The sequence below is a fragment of the Nitrobacter winogradskyi genome (assembly GCF_006539545.1).
Taxonomy (GTDB): domain Bacteria; phylum Pseudomonadota; class Alphaproteobacteria; order Rhizobiales; family Xanthobacteraceae; genus Nitrobacter; species Nitrobacter winogradskyi_A.
The window spans coordinates 1-21,254 of record NZ_BJNF01000015.1 but is presented as its reverse complement, the minus strand read 5'-3'; the positions used below and the strand labels follow the sequence as shown (position 1 = coordinate 21,254).

Genomic DNA, 21,254 nt, shown 5'->3' with positions numbered 1-21,254 from the left:
TCGTCAAGCCCACCAGTTCAGGACGGTCTGAACGTCTGTCATATCGCCTCCAAAGCGTTATCTTTCCGGGAGCGGGTGTCGGCCCGCGCCGTTTCTTGCACGAACCTGCAGCCGATTGCCACTCCCGGCGGATCCGCCGTTAACAATCAACCGGGGCATGCGACACATCGTGTAAGCGGAACGGTCCTGATCGATCCGAAACTGGCCTCTCACCCGGAGCGACCCCAGATGACAGCCCTCAATCCCGGCTCTCCCGAAGCTTCGGGGATGTCCAGCGTCGCGCTCGCGCGCATTGATGATCACCTGAAGCGGCGATACATCGACGCCGGACGGTTTCCGGGCACACAGTTGATGGTGTATCGCCGCGGCAACCTCGTGCATCACTCCGTGCAGGGTTTTGCCGACCTGGAACGCAAGGTGCTCCTGAAGGATGACACCATCTTTCGTATCTATTCCATGACCAAGCCGATCACCTCGGTGGCTTTCATGATGCTGGTGGAACAGGGTCTGGTTGCGCTCGACGATCCCGTTCACAAACATATTCCCGAATGGAAGAACCTTGGCGTGTTCCAAGCGGGCGCCGCGCCTGCTTTCATGACCAGGCCGCCGTCGCGACCCATGCAGATCGTCGATCTGCTCCGCCACACATCCGGACTGACCTACGGTTTCCAGCAGCGGACCAGCGTCGACGCGGCGTATCGCGACAAGCAGATCGGCGCGCTGGACCTTGCTGGCACGCTCGATTCGATGATCGCAGATCTTGCCGGTATTCCGCTGGAATTCTCGCCGGGCGAGGCCTGGAACTACTCGGTCTCCACGGATGTGATCGGCTACCTGATCGGCAGGATCAGCGGCACTCCCTTCGACCGGTTCTTGAAAGAGCGTATTTTCGACCCGTTGGGAATGGCCGACACCGGCTTCTTCGTGCCGGCCGGCAAGGCGCACCGACTCGCGGCCTGCTATAGCGCTGATGCAGGCGGCATGATGCCGGCTCATTCGCCGGCTGCGACGAGCGGGCTGACGTTGCAGGACGATCCCGCCACCAGCCCTTTCCTCTCCCCGCCTGGCTTCATCTCGGGCGGCGGCGGCCTGTGCTCGACCGCCGCCGACTACCTCACCTTCTGCCGGGCGCTGCTCAACGGCGGTGAACTCGGCGGCGTCAGGCTGATCGGGCCGAAAACGCTGGCGCTGATGACGAGTAATCATCTGCCCGGCAATCGGGACTTGCCGGAGGTGTCGCGGTCCATGTTCTCAGAGGCGACCTACAGCGGCATCGGCTTCGGCCTCGGCTTCGCCGTCACCATCAATCCCGCAAAGACGCTGATAGCCGGAAGTCCCGGCGAATACGCCTGGGGCGGCGTTGCGACGACGTCGTTCTGGATCGATCCGGCGGAAGAGCTGATCGCCATCTTCATGACGCAGGTGATCCCCTCGACCGCCTATCCTGTCAGGCGCGAACTTCGCACCATGGTGTATGCGGCCATCACCGACTCCAATCTCTGAGCGACGTTGTTTAGGTACTCAGGCCTCGACCCACAATTCGTCGTTCACTCACTCGCCGACTGACGCGAGCGTACGCTTCGCCGCGATCAGGTGCGGAATGTCGTACATCCTGCCCTCGATACCTATCACGCCCGCATCAGGCTGACTGGCGAAGGCGGCGACGACGCGGCGGGCGTGCGCCAGATCGGCTTCGCTTGGTGTGAAGCAGGCGTTGATGGTCGCGACCTGATCCGGATGGATCGCAAGCCGTCCGACAAATCCGTCGCGGCGGGCGACACGGCAACTCTCGGCAAGGCCCGCCTGATCCTTGAAGTCACTGTACAGCGTATCCAGCGCAAGAACCCCGGCCGCGTTGGCGGCGAAAAGACATTGGGCGCGCGCGACCTGATAAGGGAATGTCCAATCGCCGTTCGGCTCTTTATTGGTCAGCGCGCCCACCGCGGCGCTGAGATCTTCAGCACCCCACGTCATGGCTGCGAGCCTTGAGACTTGCCCTGGACGTCGTGCTGCATAACCGGCAAAGCCGAGCATCGCAGCCGGCGTCTCGGTGGCGACAGCCAGCAGTTTCACATGACCGGCGGGAATGCCCGCGGCCACCTCCAGGACATCGACGTAGTGTGATATCTGCTCGATATCCTGAATGCCGTTGACCTTCGGAATCAGGATGCCGTCCAGCCCCGGGCGGACCACAGCCGCGAGATCGGCCAGCGTCAGGCCCGTTCCGAGCGCGTTGATACGGACCAGAAACGTCCAATCCCGGGCAATCGCGCCACTGAGGAAACTCTTCACCGCCTCACGCGCCATCGCCTTGCGGCCCGGCACGACAGAATCTTCCAGATCGAGCACCAGCGCATCCGCGCCGCAGCTATCAGCTCGCGCGAGCTTCCGATCGCTGTCAGCGGGGACGAAAAGTAGCGAGCGCCATTTCATGCCGGACTCCGCATCATCAGCGCGTTGCGCCGGCAGAACACCACCTCTTCGTCGCGTTGGTTGTATCCGCGATGCTCGAAAGTGACGATACCCTGCGTTGGCCGCGACTTGCTGTCGCGAACCGAAATCACTTTCGATTCCGCGCGCAATGTATCGCCGGCGAATACCGGATGGGAGAACTTTGTTTCTTCCATGCCGAGGTTTGCGACCGTGGTTCCAAAAGTGGTGTCCTGCACCGAAAGGCCGATGACGAGACCCAGCGTGAAGATGGAATTGATGAGAGGTTTGCCGAATTCGGTCGATCTGGCGTATTCGTGATCGATGTGCACCGCGGCCGGATTGCAGGTCAGCGAGGAGAACAGAATATTGTCCATGTCGGTGACGGTTCGCCGAATTTCGTGAACGAACGTCTGCCCGACGGAAAACTGCTCGAAATACAGTCCGGCCATTCGGTTTCTCCTCGACCGCCATCGGATTGAACGCTCAGCGTCGACATCATGGCCGGTTCCGGAGTTTGCCATCCGCTACCGCCGACCGCAATGAGCCGGACTTATAGCTTCGGCCCCGCGACCAGAAGCAAGCGGAAATCCGATCAGACATTCGCGCGTTGAGATCGCGAACCAGAACGGCCTCGATATTTTATCGGGGATGCTCTATAGCGTCCCTGCGGGACGCATGTCCTCGGGCCTGACCCCGGGGATGGATGACCTGCTCGCGTGCAAAAAGCGCCCAGAGCATTATCGCTTCTGATTGAATCAAAAGCGAAGATCTATGATATTGATTTGACGCGTTTTCTTCACGCGAACCGGATTCCACTTCGCTCGAAAACGCTATAGATCAAAATTAGGGAGCCGCGATTCTGTTCGGAAGCGGAACGGCCCCGGATCAGGGCAGCCGGCTGGCTTACGCTCCCACGCGACGCCAGTTGCGCAATGTTCTCGCAGATCGAGAATCCATCCCTCATGGAGACCAGATTGACCCGGAAATTCGTTGCCGAAGCCGCCTCGCTAGCTGTCTTTGGAGCAGGGCTCGCGAGCGTCTATATTCTCGCCAAGGTACTTAAAGGCGACGTCGCGGATTTGACGATCGCATTGATCGCCACAGCCATATTCGTTGTGTCTTATGTTCTTGGCCAGTGGGTGAAACGCACGATCGACCCGCCGCACGCCGCCAAATAATCATCCCCGGAAACCATCGCTGAAGGGCTCTCGTCAGCCCGTATTCTCAAGCGAGCCTTGTGAGCCTGGCAATCGCCTCTCACCGCCGGACGGCGGTCCACCTGCCGACACATCCGTCACTGCGCCGATAGGATCCGCCCCCTCTGTTTCCCGAAAGCCGGCCAACCGCGCTGAGACTCACACCGCCGCCGGCATTTGTCGAGGCTTGAAACGCACCGCTTCGGCTGACGCGACCGCTTCCGCCGCCGGAGACGATGACCTGTGTCCCTGAAACCGTAAAGGAGCCGCCGCCACTTCCCTGACAGTTGGTGCTTGTCCCCGTGAACGACCAGCCGCCATCGAACCCGCCGGCAGCAGGCAGATTGCCCCGCGCGGGCGGATTGCTCTGGCGAGCATGGGGCGGCTTCGGGCGGCTCTGCGGCGGCTGATCCTCCCGGCGGTCCTGAGAAAGGCCCGCTATCGCTACGCTGGTCGCCGCGGCCAGCGCGATGGCAGCCATGAGAGCAACCTGAAAATCCCTGAGCATTCCTGTTCTCTGCATCAACCGCGAGGAGCTTCGATCAACGCTCGCCCCGCCCGTCCCTCTGTCCATTGACATCGTCTCTATATCGGCGCCCCGTCCTGGAAAACCCTAGATTTCTTTGTTTTGATGGAATCAGCAGCAAAAAGGCTGTGGGACGGGCCTTTTGCTATTTGACTCAGGCAGGATGCGACTCGTGATGCAGCGAGCGGCGGCCTGATGCTCTTTACGATATGCCGCAGCGATCATCAGGGCGACCGCCATCGACGCCCGCGGAGAGTCCGGCAAGGTGGTTCCGCGCTTCGATTACGCCCAGTCAAAGTGGAGTGTTTCGCGGAAGGCGAAACGCTCGATATGACTGGCCACGACCTCCCGCAGGGTCGCAAGGCTGGCGGCGTCCTCGGTCGCCAGGTCGATGACAAGACTTTCTGGTTCGGCTGTCAGCCGGGCCTCTCCCAGAGGAAGCACGATCCTGCCGTTGACGGAATCGTACTCGGTTTCGAATTTATGGGCCCAATGTTTGCAAAGCTGCTGCAAGTATCGGCTTGCATGCACCGTGTTCACCGTTGCGCGGCTCGTTTCCATGGCGTTGCGGGACTGCGAGTTCATCGACGACCTCCAGGCTCGAATGCGATTGGACCGTGACGTCGCGGCATGATTCACCGCCTGCATCCGGTCCCGCGCCCCTCGGCTCAGGAGTCTGATGCAATTGCGTTGAACAAGACTCCTGGAGCACGATGCGATCGAATTGAATCGGACCATGCTCCAGAAGTTATTGTCCAGTCGTATTTTCTTGCGGCGAATAGGTCACCATCCTCGGGCTTGACCCGAGGATGGTGACCTGTTCGCGTAAAGAAAACGCGTCAAACCAAAATCATAGAACCCCGCTTCTGATTCAATCAGAAGCGGAAAGGCTCTAGAAATTAAACGTTGCCGACAGCATGTAGGTTCGCGGCGCACCCACGGCGAGGAAGCCGCGGGCGGCGGATAGATAGTAGGCGTTGTCAGCCACGTTCTCGACGATGGCCCTCATCACGATGGGCTTGCCCAATGGACCGACGAACGTATATCTCGCCCCGAGATCCACCCGCGTCCAGCCAGAAATGGATTGCGTGTTGGCCTGATCGTAGAACACGTCCCCGGTACGGATCAACCGGCCGGTCAAGGTCACGCCCGCAGCCATCCAATGCGGCAGATCGTATTCGCCGTAAAGGTTCAGAGCCGTGACCGGAACGCCCGGAACGTCGTTGCCGTCGAAGCGGCCTCCAATCGTGTTGACCTGCTTGGCATCCATGAGGGCAATGCCGCCGAGCAGACGAACACCCTCGATCGGCGAGCCGAACACGTTGAGTTCGAAACCGCGGTTACGCTGCAGGCCGGCGACGGAGAAGAGGTTGGTGCCGGGATCCGTAAAGGCGAACGGCTGCCTGATCTCGAAGAGCGAAGCCGTCACCGTGACGGTGCCAAAATCGTACTTGGCGCCGACCTCCTGTTGCCGACTCACCACCGGCGGGAAAATGGTGCCGCTATTGCCCGCGAGCGCGGGCGCCGTCGGTCCCGCATCGAGCGATTCAATGTAGTTCGTGTACAAGGACAGCCGATCGGTCGCACGCAAGACAGCGCCGACGGCCGGGCTGAAGCGAGCCTGCTGATTACGTGAGGTCTCCATGCCCAGATTAGGTCCGGGCGCGGTCGCATAGCCGGTGATCGTCATGTCCTGCCAGCGCCCGCCGAGCGTCAGCAGCAGTCTGTCGTCGAAGACCGAGAGCGTATCGGACACCGCGACGCTCCGCGCGACCAGCCGCGTAAACAACGGCCTGTCATCGGACCTCGCGAAGCCTGTGGTCTGGAACGAGCCTGGCGGCAAGCGGACGGGATTGTAGATATTCGTCACGTAGCTGAACGGCGTGAAGCCGAGAATGCCGCCGCGGTAAAGCTCGTTGGTCATAGTGACCGCAGCGACGTTGAACTGGTGACCGATGACGCCGGTCCGGAACTTCGAACGCAGGCCCATCTCACCGGCGAACCCCTGAAGTTTCTGCGGCTGAACCGCAAGCGTGTTGGTCGCCGTCCCGTCAGGGTTCGTAATCCGGTAGGAGGAAGTGAGGAAGTCCTCGTTGTATCTGCTGCCGCCGCCCGCGATATACACGGTCGTATCCGGCAACAGATCGTACTCGGCGCGGCCAGCGACCATCTTGTAGCGGCTGTCGATGAATTCGTCGCGGCTCGATGTGTTGATGCGCCCGTTCTGCGCGTGGGGGATGATGATATTCGGGGCCGCCGCATTGAACAGCGAGGTCGGCGCGCGGATGTTCTGAACCGAACTGTTGAAGTCCAGCGACGCACGGAACCGTTCGCCGCGATAATCAAGACCAAGCGCGGCGACACCGACTTCGGCCGAGTTGAGATCGAGCGGCGTATCGCCCTTGCGGTAAGAACCGTTGAAACGAACGCCCCACTCCTTGTTTTCCCCGAAGCGACGGCCGAGATCGGCGTGGTTCCAGATCTGCGAGTTGCTGATGTAGGTCGTCGTCAAGCGTGTCAGAGGTTCGTCGCCGGCGCGCTTCGGAATCATGTTGATCGTGCCGCCGGTGCGCGCGGTGCCGCCGCTGAGCAGCGCGCTCGGACCCTTGAGGACTTCCACGCGCTCGACTCCCTCGAGAAAGCTCCGGCGCGGGTTGGCGAGGTAGAACAGCCCATCGTAAGCGGTGTCGAGATTGGTTACCGAGAAACCGCGGATGAAGAACGAGTCGCGCTCACTGAACGGCGGCGCGTCGTTACGGACCGAAGGATCGTTGAGCGTGACATCCCCGATGCTTCTGGCATGCTGATCCTCCATGAGCTTGGAGGTATAGCCGGTGACATTGAACGGCGTCGTGAGAACCGACGTGTTGCCCAGCATACCCATCCGCACGCCCGTTCCGACCTGGCCGCCGGCATATGGCACCGGAGGCTGTCCGACGGTTCCGGTCTGCGGCAGAGCTGGCGCGGAAGGAGCGGCCGGCGGAGGCGCCGCCTCGCGGGAACGCGGCCGCACCGCGGCCCGATGCGGATTCGGCGTCGCGCGAACCGTTCGGTTTCGCGTCGCCGGGCGCGTCCGCGGCGCGATAACCTCGATCGGCGTGAGCGTCGTTCCGGCGCTCGAAGATGAGGACTGCGCGATGGCGCTTTCAGACAGAGGCAGGACACCCAGGCCTGAGATAATGAGAGCTATTTGACCAACCTGCCTTTTCATAAAAAGTCTCCAATACAATGTGTGTTCAACAATAAGTGCGGATGGATAGCGGAGCAGAAGCGTGCTCCGCGCTGATTTGCGGTGTGACGACGGGTTTCGAGCGGCCTTCCGGTCATCGCAGGCGCGCCATGCAATACGCATCGACGAACACGCCATCTCTGAACGTCGCGGCTTTGTGAGTGCCCTCGATCTCGAAACCGAATTTGCTGTAGAGCGCCAGAGCGCCGACATGGTCGGTGAACACGGTCATTTCGATGCGTTTGATGTTCAACCAATTGTCGGCGGTATCGATCATCGCCTCGAGCAACCGTGTGCCGATGCCTTTTCGGGAATGATCTTCGTGAACGCCGATCCAGAACTCGGCCGCATGAGCGCGGCGTCCGTAGAAGGGGCGTAGCGCCGAGGCGCCGACGACCCGGCCGTCCAGCTCCGCCGAGAGATGCAGATCCCGCGGAGACTGCGGTTCGAGCCACTTCTTGACGGAGTCGAACGATTCGTAAGGAAGAGCGAGAGTCCAGAAACGGAATGTGCGCTGATTGACGATCTCGAAGATATCAGCAGCGTCATCACTGCGCATGGCTCGGATAGTAATCTCCATTCGCTTCTCCGGAAGTTCGGTCAGACGATCATGTGCCGGCATCTCGTGACTCCGTGGGCCGTCTCTCCCGCGCTGGATGCCGCCTGTGGGCCCGGCATGAAGGCGGTTCTCTTGCGGTCTCGCTATCGAAGATGGACGAAGCGCAGACATCAGAAGTCGAGCCTGAGACTTGCCAGGAACGACCGACCGGATTCGTAAAGAGGCCGCACCAGGCCATTGCCGAATTCCAGGCCGTAGGTGCCGCGGGCGGTATAGGTGGCGTTGAACAGGTTCCTGATCTCTCCCCGCATCTTCAGCGAAGGCAGATAGAAGGAGCGGTGCTCGATAAAGGCATTCAGCACCTGATAGCCTTCGAGCCGGCCGATCCCGGTCGCGGGATCGAAGAGCGTGTTGTTATCAAAGACGATCTCGACATCGCCGCCGACCGTCAGCTTCCACGGCGCGATGGTGTGCACGGCCTGGAACGTCAGCACATCCCCGATCGGGGCCGTCAGATACCTGCCCACATAGGAGTTGGCCGGCTTACCGTCGATTTCCGCATCGATGCGTATGAAACGCACCCGCACAAATCCGTCGGCCCAATTATAAGTACCACCAGCCTGGAAGCCCTGCGTTTGCAGATTGAAAGCTCGCAACGCCATGTCGGGCGCCCATAGAGGCACACGCGCATCGTTGATCTGGGTACGAAAGACGCCCCCCTCGAGTTCAAAGCTTCCATAATGTGCAACGAGACCCGCCGTGGAGTTGTTCGACGTCACCGACTTCGGTCCGGCGCCGTAGTTCCAGGCGGGGTTCTGGGCGTAGTTCTCCGACAGCGGGATGCCGGCCCAGACACGCGAATAGCCGGCCTTGGCTGTGAGAAAGCTCGTCAGATCGTGTTCGCCGGACACGTTGCCGCTGAGGCCCTGGTCACTGGAACGAAAGCCGTTGACGCCCTCGAAATGCTGATGCTCTCCGCGCAGGCCGAAGGAGAGCCTGGTGCGTTCCCAGGGCCTTAGCCGTGCCTGGGCATAAGCGCCGAAATTGCTGGCCCGTTCGGCTGTACGGTAGTCCTTGTCGGTGTATTCGGCACGGTCCCGATAAAAATCCAGGCCCGCGACGATATTGCCGATGGGCAGAGCAAACTTGTTCTCCAGCTTTCCGTTGAAACTTTCGGTGACGCCTTCGCTGGTGTAGCTGTAAGTGTCGATCGTGGCGCCGCTGTACTGGTCCACCGCGACTTTCGAGCGGGTGTAGGCCAGCACGAACTTGGGATCCCACCATCCCTCGGGCGAATCGTCGGTATAGGTGAAGACGGTGTTCTGCCTATCGAGCTTGTAAGGACGCAGCAGAGGCGTCGGCCTGACGTCCACGATCTGCGCCGCGTTCGCCCGGAAGGGCCGGATGGCGTCGTCACGCATCTGTTCATGACTGATCGCGAAGCGCTGACCTTCGATGCCCTGATAGGCGGCCTTGCCGATTCCACTTAGAAAGTTGGTCGCGGTGCCGAGCACCTCCTGGCCATTGCCGGCCCTGAACTCGTTTCCCTTGCCATATGTCAATGAGCCGAGCGTCTCGAAGCCGCCCTGGCGGGAGTAGCTGGTCAGATTGTTCGTCGAGACATGACCGTTGAAATTGAATATCGACTTCAGCGAACCGCCGAATCCGTCCCCGGACAGAAAATCCCTCGCGTCCTTGGTCACATAGGCGATCGCGCCGGCGAGCGCTCCGGCGCCGGAATCAACGGGCGCCACTCCCGCATCGATGCGCACGGCCTTGAGAAGGTTCGGGTCGATCATCGTCGTCGCGTTGTGGTGGAACACCTTGTTGTTCTGCCGCGCGCCGTCGATCGAGACCGCGAGGTTGGTCTCCTCGATGCCGTGCACGTAGACCTTCTGGGACATCGGCAGCGGGGATCCGACGGTGACGCCCGCCTCACCGCGAAACAAGCCTTTGACGTCAGTTGCGTTGCGACGCTCGATATCCGCGCGGGTAATGTTGATTTCGCTGACGCCGCCGCGTCCGATGTCCTGCGCGCCGCCTGTCACACTGATCGTATCGAGCGTGACGACATCGCCGCCATAACCAACGGAAGCGCCCGGCGCCTCGATCGCGACCGTGCGCGGGCCCGTGAAATGATAGCCGAGATTCGAGCCGGCGAGGATTTCCCGAAGCGCCGTCTCGGCTGAATACCGGCCGCTTACCGCTCGCGAGATACCGCGGATTGCGCCTGCGTCCGGACGGACCACCTGGATGCCGGTCGCGGCCGTGAAATCGGCAAGCGCCGAAAGACGCGGTTTCGCAGGGATGCTGAAGCTGTAGGGGGTATCATCCCTCGCCCATGCTTCATGAGCGCCAGCGACGAGAAGCATCACCGAACATATCGACACCCCGCAACTCAGCACGGCGGCACTGGTAAACTTCCGCATGGTCTGTGTAGGTCCCCCACCCCGACCGGGGGAGCGCGCGCGATCGGCAACCCTTCCCGATATTCAACGGGCAAGGGAGCCAGACCCCGTAAAAAAAGATGAACCTTTTATCGATAGATCAGCGTGGCGAAACCCGGAACCGAGAGGGTCCGGACCCCGAGCGTGCTCCGGAGCGCCTCCAGAACGGCGCCGGGATCATCGGCCCGGAAGGTGCCGGACAGCGTCATCCGTCGCAGCTCCGGATCGACAATCAGCACACGGCCGGGCGCCATGTTATCGAGTTCTTTCACCACCCGCGAAAGCGGGGCCCGGTCGAGGACGATCAATCCACGCCGCCAGGCGAACACCTGTTCGGGATCGACCGCCTCCGGTGCGCCGAGGCCGCCATCCTTGAGCGAGACGCGCTGCCAGTTCGTCAGATTGACCGGTCCACGGGTCGCTTCGGCATCGGACACCGCGACCTGGCCGTGCTCAACCGTGACTGCGCCGGCTTCGCGATCGACCTCGAAGGCGGTGCCGTGCACCAGAACATCGACCCGCCCGGCGTGGACGGTGAAGGGGCGCTGCCGATCCGCGACCACGTCGAACCACACACGACCGCGCAGCATGGTGATCGCGCGGACGCCGCCGACCATATCGGTCTTCAGCGCTGTACCGCCGTCCAGCATCACGAGCGAGCCATCAGCAAGGCGCACTTCCCGCCGCTCGCCGGGTTGCGTCGCAACATCCGCGAATGCGCGGTCGATCATGCCCGGATCGCGCCATATCGCGCCGCCACCGGTCAGCACCATCGCGATCACGGCCGCGGCGGCGACTCTCAATCCGAGTTTCAGCGGCCCAGGCCGCAGCGACGCAGCGGCGCTGCGATGCCAGCCGCCGGCGGCGAGGTGAGCAGCAGGCCGATCGAGCGCTCCCCACAACTCCGAGATGTCGACCATCGCATCGTGATGAGCGGGATCGGCCTTCAGCCAGGCCCGATAGGCGCGTCGCGTCTCGTCGGAGGCAAGAGGGTTATTGAGGCGGACGAACCATTCAGTCGCCTCCCGCGAAGCCCGCTCCCGATCGTCCCTGTTGTCCGATGCGAATACCATACTCTCTCTCGCGCGACGGCTCCGTAACTATATTATGCTGTATCTGGTCTACCGCTGCACAGATGGAGTAAAGCGAGCTTCCAGGCGGCCAATGCGGCGCCTTCCGCTGCGGACCTGCAATTGCGACGACAGGCGGGACACGGAACACGGTCGCGCCGCGCCTCCGGAACAGCACGGGCAAAATGATGTGATCCGCTGCGACGCGAAGAGCAGTTTCGACACGATTATCCTGGCTGCCTCGACAGGGACGTCATTCGGAGAACTCGTAGCATACAACGTTTCATAACCATTGATTCATCATAATATATACGTCATTCAGCCACACCGGCTTCCAACAAACGCCTCGTCGAACATTTCATAGCAGAAAATCTGCTTCAAACTGGCTGTATTTGCAATGAGCTTCGAGGAGCCGCTCGCAATGACCGCGCTCCTCTCGAGTCTTTCACCACTTCATGGAAACGGTGAAAGACTCTATCTTCATGTTTTGACGCGTTTTCTCCACGCGAACCGGATTCCATCCTTAGGGCTCAAGCCCGAGGACATGCTTCGCTCGAAAACGCTATAGAGATCGACGTGATCCGAATGGGTTTGCGATCTGACTGATGTCGTGGCGTACGAACTACCATCGCACGCCGTTCTCTGTCGGGCAGCCCGGCGGCGAACACGTCAATTCACGGACATACCCCAGGGTAAGCGCCGCCAAAACGCGGGTTCGGCGATGAGCGATTGAATTGCCCGGTGAATGCAACGTGACCGGACTCAGATGGAGCGGCCCTCGACAATCGCTTCCAGCGGCACCGTTCTCTGCATGAGAGCGCCGATGTGCGCCAGTAAGGCGACCCTGTCCCGGATGAGGGTCTCAAAGCAATCTTCTCCGAACCATTCGAGCGAGGCATCAGCATCACTCATGACCAGAGCCGCGGAAAGGAAGGCATCGAGACTCATGGCGCCCTCGAACAGCGGCACCATGCCTTCGCGGCAGCCGGCCGCGGCATAGACATTTCCGGGAGCGAACACGTTGAGTTCGCCGCGAGAGCGAACATTCTTCAGATGATAGTGCCCGATGAAAGGGGCGAGCGCGCGGTGGGCGGAAACCAGATCGTCGCCGCCTTCCCACACATGCAGCGCGTCGAAGTTAATTCCGAGACCGGGATGGTCGACCTCCGCCAGCAGGCGCAGGGTCGAAGCGAGGCTGTCGGCCAGAGTGTTGGGATGAGTCTCGACCAGAAGCCGTATCCCATGGTCATACGCGATCGCGGCCATGTCGCGCACGCGGCTCGTCATGACCTTCCGCTTGTCCTCGGGCACCTCGCGGCTGGGCCGGTCGCCGACGAAGGTGCGGATCTTGGGAGCCGACCAGTGTTGCGCCATTCGGCAGAGCCTGTGCGTTCGTTCGCGAACGATCGCGGGATCGCCATCGGTCGGCAGATAGTCGCTCAGCATCGACACCGAGAGACCAAGATCACCGAGCCAGTCGGCGCCGTAATGGGGATGGGTTCGCGCCAGACCGCGCGCATGCGCACCCCACAATTCGATTCCGTCAAAACCGCTGCGCCTTGCCCAGACGGCGATATCCCAGATCGAGATCAGGTGATGGCGAAAGGTAATGGTGCAGACCGAGAGCTTCATCATCGTGCCGCCGATAGACATTCTGGCGTCGACGCAGGCTTCCAGCCTTGATCGGCGCACCAGTTGAAAAATACCGCCTGCAGGCGCGCCTTGATGGCGGTCTCAAGCGCATCGAGTTTATCCAGCGCCGCAAAGACATCCGCGGCATGGGCGTAATCACCGGTTTGCGCCAGCCGCAGGATCACGAAATGCAGCCCCTTCAGGCCGACCGCGAGTTCTTCGATCTTGTCGCACCAGTGCAGGAACTCGTCGTTCGGCAGATTGAGTGCGCGCCAGAAATAGGCGAAGCCGTGCTCATAGGCCCATTTGCGGATCGCGATCACCGGCAACTCACGTAATGCTGTTTTCAGATCGGATACGCTGAGATCGGCGCGTCCCTCGACATGGGCCGCCACGATCTCCCGCACGCTGCGGATCAACGGATTGTCGCCGGAGACGAAGCAGGCGAGAAAGAAGTCGCGGATGTCCGCGGCCAACGGCAGCGTCACCATCTGGCGATCAAAAATATAGCCGCCCGCGACGCTCGGCTGGGCAATGGCTTTCAGAAGGCGCTCGCGCGCGATCGGACCCTCCCAGCGGAAATCAGGATCGCGCACCTGCCAGATATCAGGGTCTTCGGTTGCCTCCAGCATGAGATAGTGTGGAAACGGATTCTGGTTGAACTTGTTCTCCCGCTCCGGCAGGTGAAACATGTCGAGCATCACCATGACGCTTTCAGTCGGCCGGCGTGCGGCTACCAGACCGATGAGCTTTTCAAGATTGGCCTGCTTCGATGCCGAATGATCATACCATTGCGTGACCTGCACGCCGTAAAGCCGGTGGAACCAGCGGCGGAAGAAGTCGTGGCTGATCTCGGGCGTATGATAGAGCAGTTCGTGCCGCGTTGAGACGGCGAAGTCCGCATCCCATACGCTGAAATAGAACAGCCGGTGATCCAGTCCAGCCGCCTTCACCGCATCGCACAGGCAGGAGACGAAGCAATGGACCTTGATGTCCGGATATTCCTCGGCGTGGACGTCGGGCACGGCGGCCTCCGACGCGTTCGCCGCGACATCTGAGGTGGTCCTCGCACCGGCCAGAAGGCTCGCGAGATCGTCCACCGTTTCGATGTCGGGGCCCGTGACCATTTCTTCGGAGATGACAAGGCCATGCTTCAGTTCCAGATGCAGAAACAAGTCCAGCAGCAGAACTGAATCGAGATACAGATCGGCGTTCAGCCGCGAGTGCGGGCCAAAACCATCGAGATGAGTGTTGTTCATCTGCTCGGCGAGCACCGCTCGGATCGAGGCGACTATCTCCTCGCGTGTCATATCGCGGCCTCCGCGATAGCGTGTTCGAGTCGCCCCTCTGCGTACAACGCCGCGATCTCGCGCCGATTGATCTTTCCGTTCGCCTGCCGAGGCACGCGAGCGAGGCGCACCGCCTCCATGGGAACCTGGTGGACAGCGAGATTCTGCATGCACCATTCACGCAGGCTTGCGGGCGCGATGGCGCGTTCAGCGCAGAAGGCCAGAGCCACGCGTTCGCCCGCGGACGGATCGACCCGGCGGAAAGCCACGGCGTCCGTCACACCCGGCATTGCCATCACGACATCCTCCACTTCCCGCGGATAGACGTTGATGCCGGAAACGTTGATCGTATCATCCAGCCGCGCGACGAAGACGAGCGTTCCAGTGCCTGTCAGATAGCCGAGATCGCGGGTGTGAATCTCCCGCTCGCCCGCCCTCACCACGATCTCGCGCGGCGCGCCCTCCCCGCCGGTCTCGACGCCCAGATGGGGTAGCGGGATTCCCATTTCATCCGGTGCCGTAAGGTCGGGATTGATCGCGACACAGCCCGCTTCCGAGCAACCATATTGTTGAAAGAGATGCGTGGTGCGGGCGCGGATCGAAGCGAACCAGGGATCTGGCAGAAGCGTTCCAGAGGTCATGGCGGCGAAGATCGTCTCGCCCGCCGGCAGCAACCGGGAGATCGTGTGCAGCATGGCCGGCGACGAATACAGCAACGGCTGCCGGGTCTCGCGAAGGCGCGCGATCACATACTTCGGATTGCCGGTATTGAGAACATGCGGCGACTGTCCCCGCTTGAGCGCCACAAGCACGCCGCAGATCAGCCCGTAGGAATGGGTGACCGGGCAGGCGACCAGGGGCGTCATGCTCTCCGGTTCACGGAAAGCCGAAACATAGCTTTCGATCTCACGGTCGATCTCGGCCCAGGTCCGGGCGACCCGCTTCGGCTCGCCTGTCGTACCCGACGTCGTCTGTAACAGCAGTCCCGGACCCGCGGCGCCCCCTTCAAGCTCCTCAACGGCAAAACCATCGCAGACAAGCCGGTGACAGCCGACGCTGACCGCAAGCCGTCGCGCAGCCGCGCGTGGCGTCGAGGGACGGATGGGAAGCACGCTGGCGCCGGCCGAGCGGAGCGCGAAGAACAGCGCGAGGAATTCCGCCGTATCGGAAAGGCACACGGCATAGCTGAGGCCCGGATGGTCCGCGATACCGACGGCGAGAGCCGCGCGTTCGCTCATGGCCTGCATGCGAGCCTGGTCGTAGGAGGTGTCGTCTATGCGAATCATCATGCGTTTTCTCGTGCCAACAAGGAAAGGTCCGCGAGTGCATTCGGGACCTCGTGTTGAAAATCGGAGCCGTTGAGGCCGAGCTTTCGGGCGAGCAGGCTTTCGGTCAGAATCTCGCGCGTGCCGAAGCCAAGCCGGGCCGCGCGCGCGCCGAGATCATGCTCCGTGATGTAAGCGGAAAGCTGCCGCGCCACGCGCTGCCAGAACGCGTGCTCGTCGATGCCGTAGAAGCTCTGCGCCAGATGCGAGATTTCGGAGAGGCTGAAGACGAACACGCAGTCGACGAACAGGTCGCGCAGATCCTCAGGGCGTTGCATCCAATAATATTGATTGGGCTGCGCGTTGCGGTAGTCGGGGTTCAGCGTTTCGAAATCCGGGGCGAGCGCCGGATCGGCAAGGAAGCCCGGCACGAATTCCAGGCTGTCGTGGAAATCGCGCAGGATCAACCGTTCCGGCCATCCGTCGCGGTGAACGAGCACCATGTTCTGGCCGTGCGCCTCGGTCGCGATGCCATGGACGATGAGAAGCCGCCATACCGGCAACAGGGCGACGTGGATCAGGCGGTCGAGCCATTCCATGACGCCGTAGCGGCTCACCCACGGATCAATGAATGGCCGCCCGTCCGCTTCCACCGCCATCAGCGCATTGAACGGCGCCGCGGCCTCGCCGTCGGCGAGCTTGTCCTCGACGCTCTCGCGCCAGATCGCCGCGATCTCGCCGCCGAGCGGGCCATCGCGATCCATGATCAAGCCCGCGTGTTCGCGCAGAATGTCGAGACGGCAATCGCCCTTGAACAGCGGGTCGGAGTCGATCACTTCGCCGAGCCAGTGCGACAACACCGGAGCTGTCCCGACCGAATGCGGTTCGATCGTGCGGCGCGTTGAGGTGTTGACGATGTTCATCGCCAGTTTCACGCCGCTGCGGCGCGGGTCGCGCACATTCGTCAACGAGCGCACCGACTGGCTGGCGCGGTAGGGATCCCCGGCAGTCCCCAGATAATACACGCGCCCGGACTGGATCAGAGATTTCAGTCGGCCTTCGGACAGGTCGCGCCATTGCCAGGGGTGGATCGGCATCAGACCGAAATCCCGTCCCTCGATGCCGAGCGCGGCGCTCCGCCGTCGTAGCTCATGCCAGCCCTGCACGCCGATCTCACGCTGCCAGAACAGATCCTCGCTGTCGGGCAGCGCGAGATGCAGCAGGTCGCGCGCGACGGCGAGCCAGACCAGTTGGAAGCTGTTGCCTGCTTCAGGTCCGTAAGCGCGATGGTCCGCCTCATCGAAGCCGGTGCGCGACTTGAAACAGGGATGATAAGGATGCCCCTCGTCGATCGCCGCATCGAGCGCACAGAACGCCAGATGCCTCCGGTCGCGAGGCGACAGGTGCTGACAATTCCAGCGCATCAGCGCGGCGGTCTGCTCAAGCTCGCGGCCGAGTTGCGCCCGCGCCTGCTCCGCGCCGGGCAGCGCCCCGACAATGTCGGCGATCGAAGCCTGATGCCATTCGCCGGCAGCGCGCCATTCGACGGTTCCCTCTTCGAGGCGTGGCCGGCCGAAAGCGCCGAGACGACCGCGTGCCCGCCAGGCACGACCATCGACGCTCCATTCGAAACCGCGAGCACCTCGGATGGTCCGGTCGATACTCCCGAACAGATTTTCGTAAAGCGCCGCCGCCGTAAGCTGGCGCACTATTCGCTCTTCCGGCTGGTCGGCGATATCAAAGGGCAGCGGCACGAGCACCTCCCTGAGGCGCGGCACGGCTTGCCGCGCACAATGGATTGGGGAGTTGCACATAGATCGCCCGGCCATCATCCGCTTCCAGCTCGTCGATATCGAGCATGCGGGTGAGCAGGTTGGCCTTGGCCGCGATGGTCGGACGGTTGAGGAATCCCGCGGCGAATTCACCGCCGACACCCGTAAGTTCGCTTGCGAGACGTTCCAGCCGCGCGCGCAACATGGCGAGCAGCGCGTCTTCCATGATCAGGCCATCATGCCCCATGCGCGCGATGACCGAGCATATCTGATTGACGATCAGGTAGTAGCCGAAGCGCTCCTGGATCACGCAATCGTCGAAATACAATCCGGGGATTCCATCGGTCTCCGGCGCCAGCGCCGTCAATCGGTCGCGGTGAGTGTTGGACAGGTAGAAGCCCTGGTTGTCGCGATAGTAACAAGCCTCCGGATAGCCGGACGAGACATCGAGCAGGCTGTTCTGCTGGTGCGCTTCGAGCGCCACGCCAAGCTCATCGTAAAGCCTGACCAGCGGCTCGAGCGCACAGTCGAGATAGGCCGAGAACCAGCGCCGGCAGACCTCCCTCACCGGCTCCCCGCCGCGCGCGGCGAGATCGCGGATGATCGTCTCCAGCCAGGAGCGCGCGCCCGGCGGCGGATCGGCGGTCAACGCGGCGATGGTGACGCCGCTGCTTTCGCTGCCCGTGGTGAATGGATTCTCGCGGAAGATCACCTCGAAGCCGCTTTCCGCGCGGCCGGGCAGCGCCAGCGTCAGGTAGGCCGGATCCCGGATCAGGCGGAAACGCGGATAGCGCGCCAGAAAATCCGTGCCCGCGAACAGCCGCGACATCGCAACGCCGGCTTCAAGCTCAGGCATATGGTTGACGCGCAAGGAATTGGTGATCCGCACCGGCAGCGAGAATTTCAGCATCCACGGCAGGTCCGCGTTGTAGACCGTGCGTACCGAGGAGGTCGGCGTGAACCAGGCGCCGATGGCCCCAAGCGGACGCAGCCGTCCCTGAACAACCAGCTGCGCGACCGAGGGGTCCAGCATCAATGCCTCGGCCTGCAGGGGATGCATGGGGATCAGCGCCTCGCCCGGACGCAAAGCCTGGCAATCCTGCAACGGAATCAGCGTTCGAAGAATATCGGGCAGAGACACGCCCGGCGCGGCATCGTGACGTAGCAAGGTTGCATCGGCGGCGAAAAAATTGAGACGAAAGCGTCCGTGATGCTCGGGGGCATAGGCTGGCCGCTGCCAGCTCGTCATGCCCTGAAGGCTCTTGGGCGTGGGATGCAGCCAGTGGCCGAACGCCAGGCTCTGCTCGCCGTCAAGGAAGCTCATTCCGCATCGGTGCGCCGCCGCGCATTCCAGCCCGTCCGCGATGCAGCGGTAACTCGTGAGCACGCGACCCAGCAGTTCGACTTCTTCATTGCGCATGGCATCCGCCCGCTCGGCGCCCATGCTGGCGTAGCATTCCTGCACCATGAGATAGAGCGCACGCAGCGGCGCGATCTCGCGCCACGAATTCCCCGGCAGGCGGCAAACAAAGATTCGCCCAAATCTTAACGGTCCGCACAACGAGTACCGCTCGATTTCGGCACGCAACCGCGCGGCCGTCATCGCGCAGTCCCATTCGACGCAGTCCACGGCCACGCCGTCCTCAGGACAGTGCGCCGAGACCACGCCGGGATCGACCTCACGTAAGTAACAATTGGCAAAGCTCTGGAATGTTGCGCGTTCGGCGATCTGGTTCTTGGATATCTGCATCAGCACGTATTCTTCTGTGAACCGCCCGGGATCGATGGGCCACATCGACTAAACGGCCCGCAGCCGCCAATGCCGTAATGGGAACCCGGCTCACAGTTTAGAATTCAACCAACTATCAGTTGCAGAGATGTTCTTGACGTTGAGAATGCCTATAGTAACGCTAGAACGTATCCCTGTTCGAGTAAGCACCATAAAGCTGCCAGCCAGAATGTTGTCTCCGGACGATCGCTGTCCGAGATCAGGCTGATGCGCGACGAGAGAACAGCATGTCGTCCACGACAGAACTGCTCAATATCTTCAAGGCGGAGCAGAGCCAGCTTCAGCGGCTGGTTCGGCGCCTTACGGGAAATCCGCACACCGCTGAGGATGTCGTCCACGATACCTTCATCAAGCTGATGCATCGCGATGTGGGGAAGTGCGATGTCGGCCTGGTCGTCACCACGGCGCGCAACCTCGCGCGCGATGCGATGCGCGCTGAACGCGTCCGCACCTCCTATGCCGAAAGCGTATCACGCGAGCAGGTGCATGGTGGCGTGGTCGGCCCCGAGGATGCCGTATCGAGCCGGATGGATCTCGACGCGCTGTTGCGCGCGCTGGAGACATTGCCTCGCCGCACCCAGCGTATCTTTCTTCTCAGCAAGGTCGACGGCATGACCTATCCGCAGATCGCCCGCAACCTGGGTATCTCGGTCTCGACCGTCGAGAAGGAAATGATCTCCGCCCTCGAGTTCTGCCGCAACTGGAGACGCCGGCGAGAGAATGTTTGAGCTTGCATGCGCGATGCAGTCGTGCCGCAGCCCGATCGGCACGATACATGATTTCCATGTCCTGATTTGAGGCAATCGTCTCAGTCATCAACCATAGGCAGCAGATCGTCCTCGTGCGCTTGGTCAGGCTATTCGCGTGAAGAACCCGCATGAGAACAATAATTTAGAGCCACGCTTTTGATGAATTAGAAGCAGAGAAGCTCCAGCCTTCCTTGACAAGCACGAGACAGATCGGCGCGGTCGAAAACAGGATGGACACGGCAACTTGCGAAGCCAGGTCGATTGCCATAGGGTCGCGGAATCCGAGTGGAGTGGAATCTGTGCTCGCGGCGTTGAGGAGAAGGTACACAAAGATCGCCATTGCGGCGCTTTACGCGCTGGCGATGGTAATGGTGGGTATGGCTCATCAGCCTGCCAGCCAACACCTGACTCCGATCGAACTCGCCCAATACGTTCTTCCGGATAGTACTATCCCGATCCTGTGTTCCGAAGATCCTGACCACACGGACCCGGGCCGCACGGATCTGAAATCAGCCGGTTGCGATGCCTGCAGACTTATTTCCGGGCCTGGTATCGTCGGCGCGCCGCCTGTTGTCAGCCTTGCTCGTCTGGCGTTACCGACGGGTTTTTCTCTGGCTGGCTATGCGTACCAACCCGTTATACGCGCCTCCGACAATTTTCTGTCGCGCGCGCCTCCGAGCGTGGCCTGAAGCGTCTCCACGCCGCGAACAGCTCGGCGTGCATTCAGCTTAACGTGACTTGGCGATATGCGCCATGGCCTCACGTAGCTTTAACGACAAATGACTTGGCGATATGCGCCTTAGCTACACCTAGCTTAGCGATAAGCGGCTTGGCGATAGATGGCTGGCGATCGACCCGCGCAGGGTTTGGTGTGCAGGAACGCTTGCAGACTTGAGCTTGCAGCCAGTCATTCGCCTCGCTTGAGATTAAGGATGGCCGCGTTCCATACGCCGGAACGGCCGCGTATATGCGGTGCTGACGCGCCGCTCTCAACAATCAGCGAGCCTGCTCGCAGAAGAGAGATAGAGAGATAACGTATCATGATGCGTCATTCAGGAATGACATTATCGAGAAAGCACCATGCGCGGATTGCGCGCGCCGCAATTGCCGGCGTTGCTCTGCTCATCGGCGTCTCCGGCCCGATTCACGCACAAGGGAATCCGCAAACCACACCGGCCATCACCGCTCCTCATTCGCCCTCCGGGCCGTCCACATCGGAGATATCGTCCACCACGGGTTCCGGCCTCAACTCGACGTCGCCGGCGCCCGCACCTGCGGCCGCTTCGAGCGCCGGCCTT

At 61.6% G+C, this 21,254-nt stretch carries 17 protein-coding genes; 4 read left to right on the top strand and 13 right to left on the bottom strand.

Annotated features, from left to right (window positions below):
- Positions 1–228 precede the first annotated feature (228 nt).
- Positions 229–1,503 (top strand): serine hydrolase domain-containing protein, encoded by a 1,275-nt coding sequence (locus NWI01_RS02870; protein WP_141382439.1) that lies wholly within the window; start codon positions 229–231, stop codon positions 1,501–1,503.
- A 48-nt stretch (positions 1,504–1,551) separates the two neighbouring features.
- On the opposite strand, the gene NWI01_RS02865 is transcribed toward NWI01_RS02870, so the two are convergent.
- Positions 1,552–2,433 (bottom strand): HpcH/HpaI aldolase/citrate lyase family protein, encoded by an 882-nt coding sequence (locus NWI01_RS02865; protein ID WP_141382438.1) that lies wholly within the window; start codon positions 2,431–2,433, stop codon positions 1,552–1,554.
- Complete coding sequence (locus tag NWI01_RS02860; RefSeq protein WP_141382437.1) at positions 2,430–2,882, bottom strand: MaoC family dehydratase; 453 nt, start codon at positions 2,880–2,882, stop codon at positions 2,430–2,432. The genes NWI01_RS02865 and NWI01_RS02860 overlap by 4 nt, the downstream gene beginning before the upstream one ends.
- Before the next feature lie 525 nt (positions 2,883–3,407).
- On the opposite strand from NWI01_RS02860, the gene NWI01_RS02855 reads away from it, so the two are divergent.
- On the top strand, positions 3,408–3,611 hold the full coding sequence (locus tag NWI01_RS02855; RefSeq protein WP_141382436.1) for a hypothetical protein: 204 nt from the start codon (positions 3,408–3,410) through the stop codon (positions 3,609–3,611).
- A gap of 79 nt (positions 3,612–3,690) precedes the next feature.
- Here the strand turns inward: NWI01_RS02855 and NWI01_RS02850 are convergent, their stop codons facing one another.
- The 11 genes from NWI01_RS02850 to NWI01_RS02800 all read right to left on the bottom strand — a co-directional run bounded on the left by NWI01_RS02850 (position 3,691) and on the right by NWI01_RS02800 (position 19,168).
- Positions 3,691–4,110: a hypothetical protein gene (locus NWI01_RS02850; protein ID WP_141382435.1), complete on the bottom strand. Its 420-nt coding sequence runs from the start codon at positions 4,108–4,110 to the stop codon at positions 3,691–3,693.
- A gap of 327 nt (positions 4,111–4,437) precedes the next feature.
- On the bottom strand, positions 4,438–4,740 hold the full coding sequence (locus NWI01_RS02845; protein WP_141382434.1) for a DUF2218 domain-containing protein: 303 nt from the start codon (positions 4,738–4,740) through the stop codon (positions 4,438–4,440).
- A 307-nt stretch (positions 4,741–5,047) separates the two neighbouring features.
- Positions 5,048–7,366, bottom strand: coding sequence for a TonB-dependent receptor (locus NWI01_RS02840; protein WP_141382433.1), 2,319 nt, complete (start codon positions 7,364–7,366; stop codon positions 5,048–5,050).
- 112 nt (positions 7,367–7,478) lie between these two features.
- Positions 7,479–7,964, bottom strand: a complete 486-nt coding sequence (locus tag NWI01_RS02835) for a GNAT family N-acetyltransferase (protein WP_141382460.1) — start codon at positions 7,962–7,964, stop codon at positions 7,479–7,481.
- A gap of 149 nt (positions 7,965–8,113) precedes the next feature.
- Positions 8,114–10,372 carry a TonB-dependent receptor gene (locus NWI01_RS02830; protein WP_141382432.1) on the bottom strand — a complete coding sequence of 753 codons (2,259 nt, stop codon included), beginning with the start codon at positions 10,370–10,372 and terminating at the stop codon, positions 8,114–8,116.
- 107 nt (positions 10,373–10,479) lie between these two features.
- Positions 10,480–11,463 carry a FecR family protein gene (locus NWI01_RS02825; protein ID WP_141382431.1) on the bottom strand — a complete coding sequence of 328 codons (984 nt, stop codon included), beginning with the start codon at positions 11,461–11,463 and terminating at the stop codon, positions 10,480–10,482.
- Between the two features lie 759 nt (positions 11,464–12,222).
- Positions 12,223–13,095, bottom strand: a complete 873-nt coding sequence (locus tag NWI01_RS02820; RefSeq protein ID WP_244613619.1) for a sugar phosphate isomerase/epimerase family protein — start codon at positions 13,093–13,095, stop codon at positions 12,223–12,225.
- A complete protein-coding gene (locus NWI01_RS02815; RefSeq protein ID WP_141382430.1) occupies positions 13,092–14,402 on the bottom strand; it encodes a DUF6005 family protein in 1,311 nt (436 codons plus the stop codon). Before NWI01_RS02815 ends, NWI01_RS02820 begins: the two co-directional genes overlap by 4 nt.
- Entirely contained in the window at positions 14,399–15,667 is a 1,269-nt protein-coding gene (locus NWI01_RS02810; RefSeq protein WP_141382458.1) for an AMP-binding protein, read from the bottom strand. Before NWI01_RS02810 ends, NWI01_RS02815 begins: the two co-directional genes overlap by 4 nt.
- On the bottom strand, positions 15,667–17,400 hold the full coding sequence (locus tag NWI01_RS02805; protein ID WP_141382429.1) for an IucA/IucC family protein: 1,734 nt from the start codon (positions 17,398–17,400) through the stop codon (positions 15,667–15,669). The genes NWI01_RS02810 and NWI01_RS02805 overlap by 1 nt, the downstream gene beginning before the upstream one ends.
- Entirely contained in the window at positions 17,384–19,168 is a 1,785-nt protein-coding gene (locus tag NWI01_RS02800) for an IucA/IucC family protein (RefSeq protein WP_141382428.1), read from the bottom strand. Before NWI01_RS02800 ends, NWI01_RS02805 begins: the two co-directional genes overlap by 17 nt.
- Positions 19,169–19,434: 266 nt before the next feature.
- Here NWI01_RS02800 and NWI01_RS02795 point away from each other — a divergent pair, with 266 nt between their 5' ends.
- Both NWI01_RS02795 and NWI01_RS02790 read left to right on the top strand, forming a co-directional pair.
- Positions 19,435–19,935, top strand: a complete 501-nt coding sequence (locus NWI01_RS02795; RefSeq protein ID WP_141382427.1) for an RNA polymerase sigma factor — start codon at positions 19,435–19,437, stop codon at positions 19,933–19,935.
- Positions 19,936–20,255: 320 nt separating this feature from the next.
- Entirely contained in the window at positions 20,256–20,645 is a 390-nt protein-coding gene (locus NWI01_RS02790; RefSeq protein WP_141382426.1) for a hypothetical protein, read from the top strand.
- Positions 20,646–21,254: the final 609 nt, after the last annotated feature.

Excerpts from the sequence above, each read along its gene's own strand:
- NWI01_RS02870 (WP_141382439.1), top strand. The coding sequence starts at position 229 with ATGACAGCCCTCAATCCCGGCTCTCCCGAAGCTTCGGGGATGTCCAGC.
- NWI01_RS02865 (WP_141382438.1), bottom strand. The coding sequence starts at position 2,433 with ATGAAATGGCGCTCGCTACTTTTCGTCCCCGCTGACAGCGATCGGAAG.
- NWI01_RS02860 (WP_141382437.1), bottom strand. The coding sequence starts at position 2,882 with ATGGCCGGACTGTATTTCGAGCAGTTTTCCGTCGGGCAGACGTTCGTT.
- NWI01_RS02850 (WP_141382435.1), bottom strand. The coding sequence starts at position 4,110 with ATGGCTGCCATCGCGCTGGCCGCGGCGACCAGCGTAGCGATAGCGGGC.
- NWI01_RS02845 (WP_141382434.1), bottom strand. The coding sequence starts at position 4,740 with ATGAACTCGCAGTCCCGCAACGCCATGGAAACGAGCCGCGCAACGGTG.
- NWI01_RS02840 (WP_141382433.1), bottom strand. The coding sequence starts at position 7,366 with ATGAAAAGGCAGGTTGGTCAAATAGCTCTCATTATCTCAGGCCTGGGT.
- NWI01_RS02835 (WP_141382460.1), bottom strand. The coding sequence starts at position 7,964 with ATGGAGATTACTATCCGAGCCATGCGCAGTGATGACGCTGCTGATATC.
- NWI01_RS02830 (WP_141382432.1), bottom strand. The coding sequence starts at position 10,372 with ATGCGGAAGTTTACCAGTGCCGCCGTGCTGAGTTGCGGGGTGTCGATA.
- NWI01_RS02825 (WP_141382431.1), bottom strand. The coding sequence starts at position 11,463 with ATGGTATTCGCATCGGACAACAGGGACGATCGGGAGCGGGCTTCGCGG.
- NWI01_RS02820 (WP_244613619.1), bottom strand. The coding sequence starts at position 13,095 with ATGATGAAGCTCTCGGTCTGCACCATTACCTTTCGCCATCACCTGATC.
- NWI01_RS02815 (WP_141382430.1), bottom strand. The coding sequence starts at position 14,402 with ATGACACGCGAGGAGATAGTCGCCTCGATCCGAGCGGTGCTCGCCGAG.
- NWI01_RS02810 (WP_141382458.1), bottom strand. The coding sequence starts at position 15,667 with ATGATTCGCATAGACGACACCTCCTACGACCAGGCTCGCATGCAGGCC.
- NWI01_RS02800 (WP_141382428.1), bottom strand. The coding sequence starts at position 19,168 with ATGCAGATATCCAAGAACCAGATCGCCGAACGCGCAACATTCCAGAGC.
- NWI01_RS02795 (WP_141382427.1), top strand. The coding sequence starts at position 19,435 with ATGTCGTCCACGACAGAACTGCTCAATATCTTCAAGGCGGAGCAGAGC.